This window comes from Mesorhizobium sp. M0998, assembly GCF_040318885.1.
GTDB lineage: Bacteria > Pseudomonadota > Alphaproteobacteria > Rhizobiales > Rhizobiaceae > Mesorhizobium.
The window spans coordinates 1-16,531 of the sequence record NZ_JAMYND010000055.1 but is presented as its reverse complement, the minus strand read 5'-3'; the positions used below and the strand labels follow the sequence as shown (position 1 = coordinate 16,531).

General features: G+C 59.0%; 17 protein-coding genes and 2 pseudogenes. 11 read left to right on the top strand and 8 right to left on the bottom strand.

Features of this window, described 5'->3' with window-relative positions; all coding sequences use genetic code 11:
- Positions 1 to 130 precede the first annotated feature (130 nt).
- The gene (locus NKH59_RS30135; protein WP_023680685.1) at positions 131 to 307 is read left to right on the top strand and encodes a hypothetical protein; all 177 of its coding nucleotides are present in this window, start codon (positions 131 to 133) and stop codon (positions 305 to 307) included.
- A gap of 377 nt (positions 308 to 684) precedes the next feature.
- Here the strand turns inward: NKH59_RS30135 and NKH59_RS30130 are convergent, their stop codons facing one another.
- Positions 685 to 882, bottom strand: coding sequence for a hypothetical protein (locus NKH59_RS30130; protein WP_352542321.1), 198 nt, complete (start codon positions 880 to 882; stop codon positions 685 to 687).
- 104 nt (positions 883 to 986) lie between these two features.
- Here NKH59_RS30130 and NKH59_RS30125 point away from each other — a divergent pair.
- Positions 987 to 2,102 (top strand): annotated as a pseudogene (locus NKH59_RS30125) (IS110 family RNA-guided transposase).
- Positions 2,103 to 3,203: 1,101 nt separating this feature from the next.
- Here NKH59_RS30125 and NKH59_RS30120 read toward each other — a convergent pair.
- The 3 genes from NKH59_RS30120 to NKH59_RS30110 all read right to left on the bottom strand — a co-directional run bounded on the left by NKH59_RS30120 (position 3,204) and on the right by NKH59_RS30110 (position 5,005).
- The gene (locus tag NKH59_RS30120) at positions 3,204 to 3,479 is read right to left on the bottom strand and encodes a hypothetical protein (protein ID WP_352542322.1); all 276 of its coding nucleotides are present in this window, start codon (positions 3,477 to 3,479) and stop codon (positions 3,204 to 3,206) included.
- Between the two features lie 70 nt (positions 3,480 to 3,549).
- Positions 3,550 to 4,182: an acyl-homoserine-lactone synthase gene (locus tag NKH59_RS30115; protein ID WP_352542323.1), complete on the bottom strand. Its 633-nt coding sequence runs from the start codon at positions 4,180 to 4,182 to the stop codon at positions 3,550 to 3,552.
- Positions 4,183 to 4,255: 73 nt separating this feature from the next.
- Positions 4,256 to 5,005 (bottom strand): autoinducer binding domain-containing protein, encoded by a 750-nt coding sequence (locus tag NKH59_RS30110; protein WP_352816227.1) that lies wholly within the window; start codon positions 5,003 to 5,005, stop codon positions 4,256 to 4,258.
- A gap of 128 nt (positions 5,006 to 5,133) precedes the next feature.
- Between NKH59_RS30110 and NKH59_RS30105 the strand changes: the two genes are divergently transcribed.
- Positions 5,134 to 5,349: a helix-turn-helix domain-containing protein gene (locus NKH59_RS30105; protein ID WP_352816226.1), complete on the top strand. Its 216-nt coding sequence runs from the start codon at positions 5,134 to 5,136 to the stop codon at positions 5,347 to 5,349.
- A gap of 28 nt (positions 5,350 to 5,377) precedes the next feature.
- On the opposite strand, the gene NKH59_RS30100 is transcribed toward NKH59_RS30105, so the two are convergent.
- The gene (locus NKH59_RS30100; protein WP_352816224.1) at positions 5,378 to 5,656 is read right to left on the bottom strand and encodes a helix-turn-helix domain-containing protein; all 279 of its coding nucleotides are present in this window, start codon (positions 5,654 to 5,656) and stop codon (positions 5,378 to 5,380) included.
- Positions 5,657 to 5,784: 128 nt separating this feature from the next.
- On the opposite strand from NKH59_RS30100, the gene NKH59_RS30095 reads away from it, so the two are divergent.
- The 6 genes from NKH59_RS30095 (at position 5,785) to NKH59_RS30070 (ending at position 11,455) form a co-directional block, all read left to right on the top strand.
- Complete coding sequence (locus tag NKH59_RS30095; RefSeq protein WP_353023948.1) at positions 5,785 to 6,576, top strand: IclR family transcriptional regulator; 792 nt, start codon at positions 5,785 to 5,787, stop codon at positions 6,574 to 6,576.
- On the top strand, positions 6,566 to 7,759 hold the full coding sequence (locus NKH59_RS30090; protein ID WP_352816220.1) for a M24 family metallopeptidase: 1,194 nt from the start codon (positions 6,566 to 6,568) through the stop codon (positions 7,757 to 7,759). The genes NKH59_RS30095 and NKH59_RS30090 overlap by 11 nt, the downstream gene beginning before the upstream one ends.
- A complete protein-coding gene (locus NKH59_RS30085) occupies positions 7,756 to 9,048 on the top strand; it encodes a threonine synthase (protein WP_352472980.1) in 1,293 nt (430 codons plus the stop codon). Before NKH59_RS30090 ends, NKH59_RS30085 begins: the two co-directional genes overlap by 4 nt.
- A gap of 168 nt (positions 9,049 to 9,216) precedes the next feature.
- Positions 9,217 to 9,963, top strand: a complete 747-nt coding sequence (locus tag NKH59_RS30080; protein ID WP_352472981.1) for a substrate-binding periplasmic protein — start codon at positions 9,217 to 9,219, stop codon at positions 9,961 to 9,963.
- Positions 9,964 to 10,070: 107 nt separating this feature from the next.
- Positions 10,071 to 10,727 (top strand): amino acid ABC transporter permease, encoded by a 657-nt coding sequence (locus tag NKH59_RS30075; RefSeq protein WP_352542328.1) that lies wholly within the window; start codon positions 10,071 to 10,073, stop codon positions 10,725 to 10,727.
- Complete coding sequence (locus NKH59_RS30070; protein ID WP_352542329.1) at positions 10,724 to 11,455, top strand: amino acid ABC transporter ATP-binding protein; 732 nt, start codon at positions 10,724 to 10,726, stop codon at positions 11,453 to 11,455. Before NKH59_RS30075 ends, NKH59_RS30070 begins: the two co-directional genes overlap by 4 nt.
- A 44-nt stretch (positions 11,456 to 11,499) precedes the next feature.
- Here the strand turns inward: NKH59_RS30070 and NKH59_RS30065 are convergent, their stop codons facing one another.
- Together NKH59_RS30065 and NKH59_RS30060 are read right to left on the bottom strand one after the other, a co-directional pair.
- Positions 11,500 to 12,543 carry a cysteine synthase family protein gene (locus NKH59_RS30065; protein ID WP_352542330.1) on the bottom strand — a complete coding sequence of 348 codons (1,044 nt, stop codon included), beginning with the start codon at positions 12,541 to 12,543 and terminating at the stop codon, positions 11,500 to 11,502.
- On the bottom strand, positions 12,540 to 13,196 hold the full coding sequence (locus NKH59_RS30060; RefSeq protein ID WP_352542331.1) for a GHMP family kinase ATP-binding protein: 657 nt from the start codon (positions 13,194 to 13,196) through the stop codon (positions 12,540 to 12,542). Before NKH59_RS30060 ends, NKH59_RS30065 begins: the two co-directional genes overlap by 4 nt.
- Before the next feature lie 942 nt (positions 13,197 to 14,138).
- Between NKH59_RS30060 and NKH59_RS30055 the strand changes: the two genes are divergently transcribed.
- Positions 14,139 to 14,579: an RNA polymerase sigma factor gene (locus tag NKH59_RS30055; protein WP_502904340.1), complete on the top strand. Its 441-nt coding sequence runs from the start codon at positions 14,139 to 14,141 to the stop codon at positions 14,577 to 14,579.
- Between the two features lie 182 nt (positions 14,580 to 14,761).
- Complete coding sequence (locus NKH59_RS30050; protein ID WP_353023946.1) at positions 14,762 to 15,379, top strand: class I SAM-dependent methyltransferase; 618 nt, start codon at positions 14,762 to 14,764, stop codon at positions 15,377 to 15,379.
- A gap of 258 nt (positions 15,380 to 15,637) precedes the next feature.
- On the opposite strand, the pseudogene NKH59_RS30045 reads toward NKH59_RS30050, so the two are convergent.
- Positions 15,638 to 15,818, bottom strand: a pseudogene (locus NKH59_RS30045) (helix-turn-helix transcriptional regulator); the annotation flags it as partial.
- Positions 15,819 to 16,531 lie beyond the last annotated feature (713 nt).

Here is a 16,531-nt window from a genome sequence, read left to right as displayed (position 1 = left end):
CGGCGCGCGGAATTTCCATTCGTGACGAGGTGGCGATCCCGGCCGCCTTCGCAAACGGGTCACTCAGCACTGCGTAAACGTCTCGATTCCGAGCTATAGCTTTCCGCATTCGGTCATCGATCATACCAAGGTGAAGAAGGGGCAGCAGATCGAGCTTACCGGAGAGATCACGCGCGTAGACGAGGAAGGCGGCAGGGTGACTGTCGATCTGGGACCGCTGGTGACGATCGACATCGACAAGGTCAGGCTGGTCGAGAAGTACAGGACGCCAAAGCGCAAGAAGCCGCTGCGCGACATGGTGGATTAGCTCGCGGACCGCCGCTTATCCACGCGACATCGGTACCACTCAAACGAATGGCAATTTTCTGTCTGAATGCGTTTAGGGTCCATGCTCGCAGACCACGCATGGGTATCGCGCGGAGACAGGTGACTCTCGGTTTCAAGGCGTCGAGATGCTACGAGCACTGAAAAGTCAGTTCCTTAGACCTAAAGATCGGGCGATCTGCCAGCGGGTTGTCGACCAGGTAACCGCCGACGCCAAATGGTACAGCACCCCGATAGACGGTCAGATTCTGGCCTCGACCACGCTGAATCTCTTTCAATCAGGGGTCGTAAACGAAACGAATTTGCTGGCACATGTTCGCGCGCGGCGCCACGACTTCACTAAACTGACAGGCTAGTTCTTCACCCTCGCGACATGGGCGCGAAATGCGGTTCTTCGTAATCCGCCGGGCGGTCATGCAGCAAGTTGAGCGCCCGCTTTAGGCCCCGATGCAAATTGTCGATGGCGTCGTAGTGCGGACAGAACGGCCTTGGGGACAACTGCGCGACCCACAGTTCCTTCGTCAGTAGCCAAGCCTGCCGTTCGATCTTGGCAAGCATGATACTCGGAAATCTGTTCATGGCGGCGACGGTGCGGCATCCCGCAAAATAGGAATATATTCTGCATCCCGTCAAGGCACATAGACTCGTCTCGCCCTCAACGCATGCTCGCCGCGCACATTTTGGGGAAGCCCCCGACCGCTATCCGCGTCGATCTTGCCGCAATATTTGGCTCGTTAGAACTGTCTCGTTCAAAATGGCTCGTGACTTCGCTTTCGCCAGGTGGGGGCGAGAGAATGTCGAGACACCTCGTGCCGGGGGCGACATTCCGGGTTTGCTCGATCACTTCGCAGAGCTGCAACGAAAGGCGGAAGTGCGGACAGGGCAGCGTTTCCGGGTCATATCAATCCAGGAAGCTGGTCTGGATGGATTCTGGATACATCGGGTCCTCGAACGCGAAGGCATCGAGAGTTATGTCGTGGACCCGGCATCCATTGCCACATCGCGTCGCCGCCCGCGGGCCAAGACCGACAGGATTGACGGGAAGCACTGGTTCGAGCGTTGTTGGCCTACAACCGCGGCGAGCTTCGGGTTTGCGCGATGTTGCGAGTGCCAACGCCGGAGGAGGAAGACCGTCGCCGGTTGGTGCGGGAGCGGAAGGCGCTGACGAACGAGCGGATCAGGCACGTCAACAGGAGAAAGGGCCTTTTGTTCAGCCAAGGTGTGTCCGGATACGAACCGTTGAAAGGCGATCGACGCAAATGCCTCGACGCGCTCATTACCGCAGATGGGCGTCCACTGCCGCCAGCGCTCATGGCGCAGATCAGCCGCGAGCTTGATCGCATCGAGTTGCTGATCCAGCAGATCAAGGATGTTGAAGAGGCACGCGACGCCTTGCTCGTCGCGGCAGATGAGCCAACACCGGCCCTGCTGCTCAGCCTCAAGGGAATAGGTCCGGAGTTCGCGGCCGTCCTGTGGTCTGAGGGATTGTCGCGCAAGTTTGACAATCGACGACAGGTTGCCGCCTACGCTGGTTTGGTGCCAACGCCCTGGCAAAGTGGGCAGATTAATTGCGAGCAGGGAGTCTCGAAGTCCGGCAATCCTAGGCTCCGGTCGACGCTTGTCCAGGTTGCGTGGCTCTGGGTGCGCCATCAACCCAATTCCGCACTCAGCCAGTGGCGATCATCGCCCTCGCTCGGAAACTGCTTGTTGCGCTGTGGAAATACGTGAACGCCGGAGTCGTTATAGAAGGAGCTTTCCTGACGGAACCATCAGCGTAGACGCCAATCGATTCTAACAATCTCCAGGACCGATCAGGCCTGGCAGATCCTCGGTAGACGAACCGACGAAACTCATGGCCTCAAACAGCCGCCGCTGAAGAATGGTTTCGTCTCTTGGGTCCGAATCCGCCGCAAGCGGGATCATGGAACAGGTGTATGCGCCTGACCGAATATAAGGTGGACTGGGTTCGTTCGCGAACCGCGTCACGCAAACGGACTCATCGAATGGATCTACGGATTGCGCGGAGGTACATGACAATGTCGACGTGATGCCGCGAGCGCCGGCAGGCGTCCTGAGCGCCCAGTCCGGTCGGTGACGTGGTTGCGATCCCGGCCCGCGGTACGGAGGGGGGTCACCGACGACCGTATCAGCGATACACGCACTTCCTTAGCAGGCGGCCCAGCAGCTTGGGTTAGGGGGGCCGCTGAGCCTGACCAGCGAGCCTTCGGGAATGCCCGACTGGCTGGTTAGTACATTAGATAAATGTAATGTAATCGAACAATGTGAACGAAGTACTCGGCGGTAAGAAATTGACTGGCACGATTCACTTACCGCGAGCCTTTGCCTTGGGTTCTGGCGAGCTTTCGGACGGGTTTGCAGCCAATTTTGCAGATCGCCGATCTGTTACCCACAGGGACTTTTTCCTCGCCACCAAATCGTCACGATCGCCCTCAGGGGTCGCTCGGCTATGCATGGCAGCTATGGCGAAGTCGGCTCTGTTGGTTCGATAGTCTTCTTTTTGGACAGTCATCGTTTTCTCCCAGTTTCATAGCCCCTCTTTTGCCCTTGCGGGGAGATTAACTGCCTGTGCATTACGGGAGTCAATCGATGGAACGACCACTCCGCAGTCGCGAGGGCGGGAAGCAAGCCGACAATTTTAACGTTGGAGCGGCTTACAGAGTGCCGGCAACACAGCCGCCCTTTCGTCGGGCTGCGTTGATCGCGTCCATGTTGCGCTTCAGCTCGCCGATCTTGGCTTCACCTGCCTTGATGTCTGTGTTGTCCATCATGGCGATCGAGCACTGCCGCACCGCGACCCTTGGCGGTCACGTGGAGGCCTGCGAGGATGCGGCCAGTGGGTCCCAAGCCAGTCCGCACGATCACAGCGACGCATCGGGAAATTTGGCCAGGCCCTCAAGAATTGTGTCCGTCGCCTTCACCAGGCTCTCGGGCGTGAACTGCCCAAAAAAAGAAATTGGATCGAAGGAGAAGTCGTACGCTCCAAGATCCGGTGTGTCCTTTTCCCAGACCTTCTTCTTCGATTTCGATGCCAAGGCTGGTACCGCTTGCCCCGGAGCGCCCGTCTTTGGACACCTCCGCCTTTGAATGGCTGTTATGGCGCGAGGCAGACAGCCGATTTGCACGCGATAGTACATCGCCGCCCTCTGCGAGTGCCAGGCAGCATGTTCGTTCGAGGCGTGACGCCCAAAAGCGGACGGCCCGCGGTCAGGCCAGCCGCTTGAATGGCGTTTCGGCCCAAATCACAGGCTCCGTTATGCGGTAGAATTGTCGCGTCGCGATCAAGGCTGACGGGCTGACATCAACCATCAGACCGATGATCGTCATATCACCATGTGCGAGCGCAGGCCCAAGCTGCTTCGGATTCCAGCCAATCGATGCGAGGCGGTCGAACCAGTACTCCTCGCACACGATTGTCAGATTGCTGATATGTCGCTGGATACAGAATTCCAAAATTCCGCAGTAGATCACGCCGGCTGCCTGGCAAGGTCGGCCGGGCTCACGAAGATCCCGCGCCACGAAGAACCTGGTCCATTCAAAGATATTGGGTCGGCGCGGAACGCCGCCGTCGGCGAGTTGCGGAAAGGTTTCGCTCATCAGATGTGGCCGAAGGCTCGGCACGAAACGGGATCCGGCAACGACGCCTCTTCCTGGCTGGATGCCGAGCAGATGAATCGCTTCTGGAGTATCGAACGCGTCGATCTCGCGACCGTCGGGGCGTCTCAGGTCCTGCCATCCACGTTCATCGACATAGATTTCATGCCGCAGGCGGAAGTAGCTGTCGAGATCCCCTCGATAGGCAAAGCTGTTTGACGCGTCAACGACATGGACCTGAATCATTGCGGTTCCTCGCGATGGAACCCCATCCGACCACGCGACGATTGCCCGGGAAATACCCAGATCTGGGGATGGATCAAAGTTCGATTTCGTGCCTGCGAAACGCCTCCACGATCGCGTGCACAACGTTGGCGGTGCTGAGTTTCTGCTTGATGTTGCGCAGGTGGGTCGTCACAGTGTTTTCCGAGATGCCAAGTATTCGGGAAACCTCCCATGCGGTTTTTCCTCCCGCGACCCACTGCAGGATTTCACGCTCTCGTTGGGAAAGCTTTTGTCTCGGCCGCCTGCGCGAGTTGCCAACGAGGCGTTCGGCAGCCGAATAGGCATGGCGCGCAAGGGCATGAATGGTGCAGCGCACCGTCGGCGCCAAATCAATTTCACTTCCGGCAACCGTTACACAGGCCGGATCGCCAAACGCAGCCTGAATCGGGATGCAGATCCCGTCGCAAAGCCCAAACTCTTTCGCTTCATCCATCACCCTCCTGGCATTTCCGTCCGTCAAGCCGTGATGGACGTCCCGCCAGAGGAAGGGCCCGATCGCACCACGGCACACAGCAACACAAGGGTCATGGCGATAGTGTCCGGCAGCCATATAGCGGTCGTACCATTCCTGCGGCCAACCGTTGACAAGGATGTGTCCATCCAGCGATCCGGTGTCCTGGCGTGGCAATTCGGTGACCAGACAGGCTGCGTAGCCGTGACGTTCGATGCTCTTGCGCAGTTGCCGAATGATCTCGGCGGCGCTGGTTGCACGGTCAATCTGCGCGGTTGCTTCAAAGATTTGTATTAGCTGATCCTGTAAGACGCTCCCGTGAACCGCCGCCATTGTAGGCCCTTTCAATGTACTGAGACAAAGAACAAAATAAATAACTTAGGTCCAACCGCAACGTCCGGCATGACTTTTGACTACTATAGTAGGTGGCACTAAAGGGCGCGTTCTGACTGCCTCGCCGCATGAGGCTGAGGTCTGTTTTTGCTCGCAATCTGAGGTTGCTTCGCCAGGGCGCCGGCTTGTCGCAGGAGCAGCTCGCGGACCTTGCCGGCCTCGACCGCAACTATGTCGGCAAGCTCGAGCGGGAGGAAAACTCACCGACCGTCGATACGCTGGAGGTGCTGGCGTTGGCATTGCAAGTTAACGTGGAGCAGCTCATCCGTCGAAACTCGCCGTGACGCACTGGCCAGCAGGCCGCCGAGAGCATCAGGATTTTCCCTTGCGCCGCTCACGCGACGCCACTGCACAATTACCAGCTGGGGCTCGGGCGTTTTTGCCGGGCCGTTTCGTCAGCTCGTCGATGTCGACGCTCAACGCGGTGGCAAGCTTTGCGAGCGACAGGAGTGTGGGATTGCGACGGCCGGCCTCGAGACCACTCAGATAGGCGCGCGTGAATCCTGAACGGAACGACAGTTCCTCTTGAGAGAGGGCCTGTGCGCGCCGAATCCTCTGTACGTTGAGGCCGACAACCAACCGTAGGTCCATGACGGCATGGTCGTCGCTGGGCACACTTTAGGACGACACACTATAATGAACATTCGTTATTGACAGGCGCGGCTATTGCTGCTTTTCTCATCATATTAAGGAACGCCATTCCGAAATAAGGAACGTCAGTGACAGGAAATCTTTCGTTGGAACGTGGGCTTGCGGTTCTCAATGTCCTCAAGGAAGCGGACGAAGCAGTCGGGGTGCGCGAACTCGCCCGCCGGCTTGAGCAGAGTGCTCCCGCCGTGCAGCGAATTCTGAATACCCTGGCAGAGCAGGGCTATGTCGAGCAGTCGCCAGACTCGCGGCGCTACCGGCTGGGTCACTCCGTGCTGGCGCTGGCGCGGAAGGTCCTGGGCAGAGATCGCCTGGTTGGTTTGGCTGAAATCCAACTGCAGGCGCTGGCCGCCGAAGGGTGCTTCAACGCATTCCTCGGTATCAGGCGGGGCAGCTGCGGAATTTATCTCCTGACCGTGCAAAGCAAGAGTCCGGTCGTCATTCGTTCTTCACCTGGCGAGACCTTCCCCTTGCATTCCACCGCGTTGGGCAAGGCGCTCCTGATGGAGCTGAGCGGCGAGGCGGTCATTGCGATTCTTGGACGAGGTCCACTGGAGCAGGTTGCCGTACGCACAGTCACCGATCCGCACAAGCTCGTTGCTCAAATCAGAGCGTCCGAGCCCATTGGTTACACAACATCCCTGGACGAGAACTTTACCGGGCTGATTGCGGTCGGCGCACCGCTTCGCGATGCATCAGGCACAATCATCGCGGCTATAAGTGCGGCCTACCCCCGGTCAGTGGGACCGCATGTGGAGATCGCTGAGATTGGAGAGGCAGTAATGGCGGCTGCGGCGCGCATTTCCACCGGCCTCGGCTTTATGGAAGCAAAACAGGCTCGGGATTCCCATCATGCTGCTTAACCAAGCGCGCCTGAAACAATGCATGACGGCAGCCGGGCTTGACGCAATTATAGCGACTGCCCCGGAAAACGTGACCTACATGAGCGGCTTCTGGGCTCTGCCGCAATGGATCCGTCGCGGCCCGCAGGCTTATGTCGTGTGGCCGGCTCCTGACAAGGGCACGCCTGAAATCATCGCCAGCTCCAGCACGCTCGACCTCGTAGCCGATCAGGAAGTCTGGGTGAGCAAGGTTCGGCGCTATGGCGACTTTTACGCCAATGTCGGTTCCTCGACCACCGTGGACCTCGCCAATGAACGACACCTCCAGCTTCGAGACCTGCCGAGGCATGGCGATGCCATCGCGGCTTTGGTCGCCGCATTGGAAGAAGCTCAGCTCGGCCGTGGGCGGATCGGCATAGACGAGGCCGGGCTCGCACCAGGATACCAGGAAACCCTCAGAGCCCATTTTCCCAATGCGTCGTTCCTACCAGCCACCGCATTGCTTCGCGAGGTTCGTGCCGTAAAAACGGCAGGTGAAATCGAACGGCTCGGCCAAGTTGCCCAGATTGCCGAACGCTCCATTCAAGCAGCACTCGGCGTTGCTCAGGAAGGCGCCACCGAAGCAGATCTGGCGCGCGCTTTTCATGTCAGGACGGTCGAGGAAGGCGCCCTGCCCGTACTGGGATGCATCGGCTTTGGCGAGCGCAGCGCGCTCATGAACGTCCAGCCGTCTGACCGCAGGTTGCGCGCTGGAGAAATCATCCGCTTCGACGTCGGTGGCCGGTTCCGGCACTACCGCGCCGACATTGCCCGTATCGCCACGCTGGGCGAGCCGCCGCCGCAGGCGCATCGACTTCAGCAGGCGCTGCTGCGCGGCGTTCAGCATGCCTGCGACATTATCCGGCCGGGCATGGCAGCAGCACAGCTCTTCGAAACGGTCGTGCGTGTGGTGAAGCGCGAAGGAATTGCCCACTACGAGCGGGATCACGTCGGACATGGCATCGGCCTTGATGGTTATGATGCGCCGACGCTCTCGGCGCGCAGTACAGACATCCTTGAAGAAGGAATGGTGCTGTGCGTGGAGACCCCCTACTACGAAATCGGCCGCTGGGGACTCCAGGTGGAGGACATGGTGGTTGTTCGCGAGCGCGGAGTGGAGCGACTGACGCAGACGCGCGATGCAATCACCCGGGTGCCGTTATGAGCCGCGCGGCAGGGTTTTCCTGTATTCGATGCGGCGCCTTGTTCCGGATCGATACCAAAATCGACTCACGCGGCTGCCCGAAATGCTGTGCCGAAGCACCGGCCAATCTTAAGGTCGTCTACGATCCATCCGGAGCTACATCGGCCGCTTCCGCAGCGGGTGCCGCCCTGCCCTCGCTCTGGCGCTATGCCGACATGCTTCCTTGTGGACTCAGCGATGCAATCTCCTTGGGCGAGGGCCTGACGCCATTGCTGAGCGCCGAGAAGCTGGGAAAGCAGCTCGGCGTCCCCAAGCTGCTTATCAAGGACGAGGGCGCAAACCCTACCTGGTCCCACAAGGACCGCTTCTCGACCGTGGCGGTGTCGATGGCACGTTTGAGTGGCGCACGCGTGGTGGCGACTGCTTCGTCGGGAAACGCCGGGGCCTCACTTGCCGCCTATGCTGCACGGGCGGGCCTGAAATGCGTCGTTGTCACATTCTCAGGCACCGCCGGCGCAATGTTGGCGCAGATCCGCAAATACGGCGCAAGCGTCGTATCCCTGGCCGACAAGTCCCATCGCTGGCCATTGCTTGCCGCTGGTACCGAGCGCCTCGGATGGTTTGCAACATCACCGTTTCACAGCCCCGTGGTCGGCAGTCATCCTGTCGGGATCGAGGGCTACAAGACCCTGGCTTACGAAATCGTCGAACAAATGCACGGTGCCGTGCCGGACTGGTGCGCCTTGCCTGTTTGCTATGGGGATGCGCTTGCCGGGCTGTGGGCCGGATTCAAGGATCTTCTCAGCCAAGGCAAGATCGAGCGGTTGCCGAGACTCGTGGCGGCGGAAGTGCACGGATCTTTGGCCAGAGCCCTTGCCGGCAAGGGAGATCTGGTTGCCGAAGTCCCCGCAAGCTTCGACACGCTTGCCATCTCGATCGGCACCACACGAAGCACGTTTCAGGCGCTCAACGCCCTGCGTGAATCTGGCGGCACGGCAATGCCGGTCGGCAATATCGGCTTGATAGCGATGCAGCAGCAGCTTGCGGCCACCGAGGGTGTTTTTGCCGAGCTAGCCTCGGTGACGCCATTTGCAGCTATCGAATCCTTGAGGCGAGAAGGCACCATCGCGCGGTCGGACAGCGTCGTTGCCATCGTGACAGCGAGCGGCCTCAAGGATTTGGATCGTTCGACCGGTCCGAACAAAGCACAACCATCGTTTCAGTCAGTTGCCGAAGCGTGGGAATACGTTGCCGAGGGCCGTGACTATTTCACACCCTCACTTGAACGGCGCGCGACCAAGATGTCCTGAAGAGAAGATAGAGGCGATCATGAACGGATGCGATTTTTTCTGATCGATTGATGATCTCGTCCACCATTGGACGGTATTGCGACTTTTCTAAAAGCTATCCAGGAGAGGCAAATTCAACTCGCTTAGCGAGCGGAATCTCGATTCAAACATGATGTAAGGGGAATGTTCATGCTTCGGAAAACGCTCATCGGCTGGCTCGCAGCCCTCAGTGTCGCAATGGCAACTCAGACGATGGCTGAGGAAACGCTCAGAGTCGGCGTCACGCCAACCGGAGTGCCGTTCACGTTTGTCGACACCGCAACCCAAAAGCCGACAGGCGCGATGGTCGATCTGGCAAGTGCGATTGCCGCGAGCCTTGGCACGACCGCCGATTTTCAAATAAACGCTTTTCCAGCCCTGATCCCGGCACTGACGACCGACAAAATCAATCTGATTTCCGCCAGCATGTTCATAACGGACAAACGAAAGCAGGTAATCGATTTCAGCACGCCGGTTTACGCCTATGGCGAGGCGATGTTTGTTGCTGCCGGCGATAGCAAAAACTACACGATCGAGGAACTCAGAGGTGCAACCGTCGGGGCGCAGATCGGCTCGACCTACGCTGATGCTCTGGAAGCGCTTGGCGTCTTCGGTCAAGTCAAGCTCTACGACTCAATCGCTGACATGATGCGCGATGTGGTTCTGGGCCGCATCAAGGCCGGTTTCGGTGACGCCCCGATCGTCGCATATCAGCTTTCAAAGAATCCCGGCCTGGGTGTTCGCCTCGTCGACGGCTATCAGCCGATGAAAAAAGGCGAGGTCGCGTTGGCAGTTGCCAAGGAAAATCCACTGCTTCTCGAAAAGGTGAATGCCTCCATCGCCAAGCTGAAGGAAAGCGGCGAATTAAGCCGAATATTTGCCAAATATGGCCTTTGAGGCCGACCCGCACTGACCTCGACAGAAGCGCCGGCTGGCAGGACCAAAGGATCGCATCGGAATGACCGGCTTTGACGGCCGGGGTACGTGCCAAGAGGAAGCCGGCCATGACCAAATTCATCGCGCATGCAACGGAATATCTGCCGCTTCTTCTTAACGGCGTTTGGCTGACCGTCATGATAACCCTTCTTGCGCTGTGTCTTGCGACGGCGCTCGGCCTTGTTTGGGCGCTGTTCAGGACATCGGGGATACGCTGTCTCGCCGTGCCGACGCGGCTCCTTGTCGACTTCGTGCGCGGCATACCACTGCTGGTGGTTCTCTTTTATATCTACTTTGTCGCGCCCGAGATCGGCATCAACCTGACTGCGCTCCAGGCTGGCACGATCGGGCTGGGGCTGGCGCACTCCTGCTATCTCGGGGAAACCTTCCGGGCTGGCATCGAGGCGGTCGATAAGGGTCAGGTCGAAGCGGCAAAATCGATCGGCATGAAGCGTCCGTTGATGATGCGCCGCGTCGTGCTGCCGCAGGCATTCAAGATCATCCTGCCGCCTTACGCCAACAACATGGTCATGCTGCTGAAGGACTCCTCGCTTGTCTCGGTGATTTCGGTTCAGGAGTTGACCATGCAGGGCAAGATGCTTGCGTCGTCCACATTCGACAACATGACAGTTTTTACCTTGGTGGCACTGCTTTACCTGTGCCTGACGGTTCCGCTGAACCTGTTTATGCGTAGAATCGAAAGCTATCTTGGGGCGGCGGGATGATCACCTTTGAAAACGTGCACAAGTCCTTCGGCTCCCACGAAGTCCTCAAGGGAATCAACGCCGAGATCGCCAAAGGACAGGTCGTATGTCTGATTGGGCCCTCGGGTTCCGGCAAATCGACGCTTCTGCGATGTGTGAACGGGCTTGAGACCTATCAGCGCGGTCGCATCAGTATCGACGGCACCGTGGTCGATGCCGCCTCGCCCCAGGTTCACGCCATCTGCACCCGCGTTTCCATGGTTTTCCAACGTTTCAACCTGTTTCCGCACCGCACAGCCCTGGAAAATGTCATGGAAGGGCCGCTCTACGTGCTGAAGGAAAATAGGAACCAGGTCCGGGAGCGGGCCACGGCATTGCTCAATCGCGTCGGGTTGGCCGACAAGACGAATGCCTATCCCGCGTCATTGTCGGGGGGTCAACAGCAGCGCGTGGCCATCGCCCGTGCCCTGGCGATGCGCCCACAGGCCATTCTTTTCGACGAGCCCACCTCCGCACTTGACCCGGAAACGGTCGGCGAGGTCCTGCAGGTCATGCGCGCGCTCGCAGACGAGAACATGACCATGCTCGTGGTTACGCACGAAATTCAGTTCGCCCGCGAGGTTTCCGACAGCGTCCTCTTTCTCGACGGCGGCCGGATCGTTGAGCAAGGTCCGGCCAAGGAACTGCTTCGAAATCCGAGACACGAACGCACTAGGGATTTTCTTCACCGGGTCATGCACCCTGTGTGACTGCTGGCCGATGTTGTTTGTCGCCTAGCCTCAGTTCGGACCTGTCACTGCGTAGGGGACAGGCCGTCCCCCGCGAGGACGGCGTTTAAAGTTCTGCGGTTCCAAGGGAATCTCGTCCATGCCGTCTCTTCGGCCGGACGAATTTGCGTGAGAACAGTTGGTTCAAGGGGAATGGAGATTGGCCAATGCTTCAAACCGGCGAGCCAGTCGGGGTTGTAGACTGTATCGGAATGACGATGCCCTTCATCTGGCATTATCACGACGGTGGAGGCTTCCGGATTGTGCCTGGCGAACCAGGCGCCGACCAAGGCTGCGGCGCCGCTGGTCGGCCCCATGAACAGCCCGTGATCGCGAAACAGCCCATGCGCCATTGCGTAGGCCGGCAATGCGCCCACCCAATGAATATCGTCGATCATCTCATGACGAACATTGTCCGGCAAAACGCTGTTGCCGAGCCCGCGCAGCATGCGACGTCCGACAGGCTGGCCAAAGAGCATGCTTCTGTGGGTATCGACAGCAATCATCCTGAGATCAGGAAAGAGCTCACGAAGGAAGCCTCCGGTTCCACAAAGCGATCCCCCAGTGCCCACGCAGCCGACGAGGCAATCGATGCGGCCGAATGATCGAACAACGAGGTCCGCCAGGCGCGCGTAAGCAAGGCGGTTTTCCGGATTGTCGTATTGCCGAGGCCAATACGTGCCCGGGCTATCTTGCAGGGTCTGCTGAAGATACTGGAGCCGACCGCGCTGATTGCCGTCTCCTTGAGGATCGTCGATGGCCATGACTTTGGCACCAAGTTGTTCCAGTCGCCGCCTGAGTTTCAGGTCGATGAGGCTGGAGGCCGTGACAAGTATAAGCGCATAGCCACGAGCCGCAGCCAGCATGGCGATGGCGAGGCCGAATGTGCCCGACGTCGTTTCGATGATGTGACCTTCCCGCCTGAGGCGCCCTGACGCTTCCGCCTGATCGACCATGAACCGGGCGGGGATCAGCTTCATGAGGGAAAAGCAGGCGGCGTTGAGGTTAGGTGCGAGTTGGGCAAAACGCGGCGTCTCGTAGGCGCGTAAATAGTCTTGCGCCGCGGTCACTGGATTAGCCTCGTTTCGGCATTAAGGGCAAACGTATGGACGCCTTGCAGACCTGTGCCGCTCACCTGCCTTGCGAGCTCAGCAGCGCGCATGGCCGCCCTGGGCGCAGTCGCATCCAGAAGGATGCCGATCAATGTTCCGCTGTGGGCCACCTGCACACCGCACGCGTCATGCGCCCGCGCTATATCCAAAATGGTGTCGAAGGATGCCTTCGGCAGGTGCTTCTGACTGATACTGGCGCTGATGGTTGCGACACGTCCAAGCAGGCGGGGATCTTGTTGCCGGATGGAGCGGTTCGCCAGTCCCCGCAGAACACGGAACAGCCCGATTTCCTCACTGTCGTAGCGTGCTCGTCGCATGCCTAGCGTGTCGATCGGTCGGGCACTGCCGTCCCTGAAACCCACTACGAGAAAGGGCGGGAACTCGCCTCCGAAATGTTCGATTGTACGGCCTTCCCGGTGAGCGAAGAGGAGAGCTTGGTCGCAGTAGGCGATGGCGTCGCTTGCGCTTTCCGCGGCAACGGCCAGTCGCGCAACAGTTGACTGGCGCAGCGTGACGCGCGCCGAAGCCGCGACCGCGCGGATCGAGGCAATGACGTCTGCCGTGGAGGAACCGTAGCCGTGCCCTATCGGAATAGAGCTTTCGATCGTCAATTCTCCCCCCCTGCCAGCTACCCCGACATGCTCGAGCGTGAGGGCCGCCGCGCGCGCCGCTTTGACCCGGTTTGCGGGTCGCGGCCGAATGCCATCTTGTTCATCCGGCCAGAAGGTCGCTAGCGACCCTTGCGACGTCAGCGGAAGCGTGACGAGTCCGCGACAAAGCCGTCCGTTGTCCGCTTCAAAGACGCCTTGGAGGAATTCCCCGTGATGGGCGTGTGCCCGACCGACTCCTACCACCAGAGGCCATGTGACAGTCTCCTTGTTGATCTTCCTCGAATGTGTCTGCTGGCCGGATCTCGGTGTGCTTGTCTGGGTCACCGCATCATCTCCTCACCATGGCATTGGGCGATGATGCGTGCGACTGACCCGTGCTGTCACTCGCCAAATCTCGGTAGTCCCATTGGCAAGCACATCATGCAAAGATACGGACAAGATTGCCCCACCAATTGGAGCCTCCAATACTGGACTAGACACAGCAGCACTCGTTTCGGGAACCGTTGGTCTTGCGGCCAACCATTCCGAAACAAGTGCGGCCATGCACGGTATTTTCAGTATTGGTCTTGTAAGGAGGGTTGGACTGCTCACCCTGAGTCAATACTGAGATCTGGCGATAGCCCATAGCGGCCTCACCCAGGCGTCGGCGCTTTAGCTCCTTGCCTCTGCGCGTCTTGCGCGGCTAGGCTGCGTGGCGGCTTGAGCGTTCGATTGCGACCTCACCGGCCCTGCATATCGTCGCGCACGAATCTCTTGTCGTCGAAGCGGTGGTGATGACGGAGGCACAGGGTGGCGACGCCTTGATCGGTGCAGGATCTACCATGGACCGCGGCAGTCGGGAGGAGTTCCTCACCGGGTTCGTCACCCTTGCCGTCTTGTTACGGCCTGAACTGCACCGCTATTGCTCGCGTCTCATGGGGTCGGTCGTCGACGGCGAAGACGTTGTGCAGGATCTTTGCTCGAACCCTCGTTGCTCTCGACCAGTTGTGCAAGATTCCGCAGCTGCGACCCTGGTTCTTCCGGATTGCCCATAGCCGTGCGCCGGACCTGCTGCGCAGCCGTGCGATCCGCGCAGCAGAGCCTATCGAGGCGGCCCTTGAAGTCGTTGTCGACGCCGCTCCGGACCCCGTGAAGATTTTGATGCTTCAGGAAGCGATACAAACTGCGGTGTCTCGCTTTACGGAACTCCCGATCCTCCAGCGCAGCGTCATTATCCTGAAGGATGTGCTTGACGAGCCGCTGGCTGAGATCGCCGGTCTGCTCGATATCACGGTCGATGCCATGACGGGGCGAATCTCCTGCTGCTCCGCTGACTCGACGTTACATCAGGGGGCGCTAATTATCGGTCCTCGGGTCAAAAATCTTAGAAGGCCAACATGCTGAAACCATCGTGGAACAACGCTCGAGGAAGCCGACTTCTATCTCTTTTTCGCAGCTATGCTGATCGTATCACAACGCGGCGGGTCACACGCAAACTTGATTCGTACGGAGATTGGCTGAGAGCCCTCACCCTGACACTACTCCCGACGAGGAAGGCTCATCACTGCAATGCCTGCGATCGCGGTGTGGCTGCTTTTTACCGTTTCGGGGGATACACGCTTATTTGCCCGCTTTGTCATGCCCTGGATCGTGAGCGGTTTTTGATTTGTGCTCTAGACCGTAAGCTTCTCGGGCTTCCGGCGGGACCGCTTAGAATTCTCCAGATTGCGCCGAGCGAAAAGGGGCTTTCAAAGAGACTATCTCAGGCGGGCAACCTCATTAAAGGCGATATTGAGCCCGGACGGTACGGCCCCGATACCGTGCAGGTTGACCTAATGAACATGAACGGCATCAGCGATCTCGATATTGTCGTCTTGTGTCATGTCATGGAGCACGTACCTGACGATCGGCATGTCTTTCGGCAAGTTTGGTCATCCCTTAAGCCTGGAGGACAGGTCTGGATCCAAGTACCGCTTATCTATCGTCAAACGCTCGAAGCGACGCCATCCATGTCACGGAGCGAGCGCGACGAACGCTTCGGCGGATCAGATCACGTGCGAGCCTACGGTCCCGATATCAACGAGCGTATCGAGGACGCGGGTTTTACGGTTGCTCGAATAAATTCAGACCGTATACCTGCCGCCGATCGCGAGCGTCTTGGGCTTCTCCCCGATACTCTCTTTATTGCCGAACGGCCCGAGTAACACAATTCGGATTGAGAGCGCGAAGTTCCCGACGCCATCCCTGGTGGCGATCATCGCTACTGTGGGCAGGCGCATCACCTGTGACCTCTGCCTTCGGAGGGCAGCTCGCGCCCTCGATGTCGGGCGCTGGCGCCTGCGAGTACAGTGTCATGCGCCACCCGCAGGTTGCACAAGCTATCCCCTCCTGGACTTCACTCGACCTGTAGGCTTGGCCGGATAACCGCGGCCGACACCCGGATCAGAGGTCTATGACTTCAACCCCCTGTCGGCCCATTCTTGCGGATTTGCGGGGCATAGACCACGCGACCACCCAACTTCCGATAGGCAGGTCCGGTGCCGTACGTGCGATGCTTTTCAAGCGTCCGGGGGAAAGGCCGACAAGTTTGGCGGCCTCCTCCGTCTTGAGCAGACGGAGAGGGAAGGTGTCTGATCGTGACATGTTTTCTCCTTTCTGTTCGCACCAGATGCAGGTGCGCCGAGGAGAGGCTTACAATTTAGCGAATGCGCCAAGCCCCGCTGGTTGCGCCCTCCCCGCACACGCCCCGGACAAGTTTACTCGCCGTCGCACTATGAAGTGGTGCTGCGTGGTCAATTGGCCATGCGGCTGTGACGGGGCACTACTGCGGTAATCGTCGAGTGCTCATCACGCTTTGGCTCGGTGTTTCGACGAAACAGAAACAAAAGAAAAGGTGCAAACCCGTGTGCACGGCATGTGCACATCGCTCGCTAATTATTTGTTTCCGCTCAGTCCATCATCGTCCCGACTCGCTTCCGAGTTCGTGGTGCTCGATCTCGATTTGCTGTCAGGCCGCTTGGCGACGATAGCAAAAGAATGCCTCCTCAATGGGGGCGTCTTGCGATGTAGCGGCCTTCCGCTACCATCTTCAAACTGTGCGGCCCGGAGACATGGGTAACAGTTGTACCTAAGACATGGGTGACACCCTCGTGCCGAACGGGTTGTCGTAGGTCTGCAAGGTCCTCTGTTCCAAGTCGATATATCTGAGATCATAATGCATGAAGGAGACGAGCCAAATGCCGTCGTCGACTTCGTGATTCCGAGCCTCTGGCGTACCTCTCCGGCGAGGGCCGCCTTGCGGGAGCATGGCCCGGTAGCGAAGCTGCGCTCTTAAGGCGTCCTTTCGAGCGCAGTTA

Excerpts from the sequence above, each read along its gene's own strand:
- NKH59_RS30075 (WP_352542328.1), top strand. The coding sequence starts at position 10,071 with ATGACCAAATTCATCGCGCATGCAACGGAATATCTGCCGCTTCTTCTT.
- NKH59_RS30130 (WP_352542321.1), bottom strand. The coding sequence starts at position 882 with ATGCTTGCCAAGATCGAACGGCAGGCTTGGCTACTGACGAAGGAACTG.
- NKH59_RS30110 (WP_352816227.1), bottom strand. The coding sequence starts at position 5,005 with ATGGCGGCGGTTCACGGGAGCGTCTTACAGGATCAGCTAATACAAATC.
- NKH59_RS30090 (WP_352816220.1), top strand. The coding sequence starts at position 6,566 with ATGCTGCTTAACCAAGCGCGCCTGAAACAATGCATGACGGCAGCCGGG.
- NKH59_RS30100 (WP_352816224.1), bottom strand. The coding sequence starts at position 5,656 with ATGGACCTACGGTTGGTTGTCGGCCTCAACGTACAGAGGATTCGGCGC.
- NKH59_RS30105 (WP_352816226.1), top strand. The coding sequence starts at position 5,134 with ATGAGGCTGAGGTCTGTTTTTGCTCGCAATCTGAGGTTGCTTCGCCAG.
- NKH59_RS30120 (WP_352542322.1), bottom strand. The coding sequence starts at position 3,479 with ATGTACTATCGCGTGCAAATCGGCTGTCTGCCTCGCGCCATAACAGCC.
- NKH59_RS30085 (WP_352472980.1), top strand. The coding sequence starts at position 7,756 with ATGAGCCGCGCGGCAGGGTTTTCCTGTATTCGATGCGGCGCCTTGTTC.
- NKH59_RS30115 (WP_352542323.1), bottom strand. The coding sequence starts at position 4,182 with ATGATTCAGGTCCATGTCGTTGACGCGTCAAACAGCTTTGCCTATCGA.
- NKH59_RS30080 (WP_352472981.1), top strand. The coding sequence starts at position 9,217 with ATGCTTCGGAAAACGCTCATCGGCTGGCTCGCAGCCCTCAGTGTCGCA.
- NKH59_RS30070 (WP_352542329.1), top strand. The coding sequence starts at position 10,724 with ATGATCACCTTTGAAAACGTGCACAAGTCCTTCGGCTCCCACGAAGTC.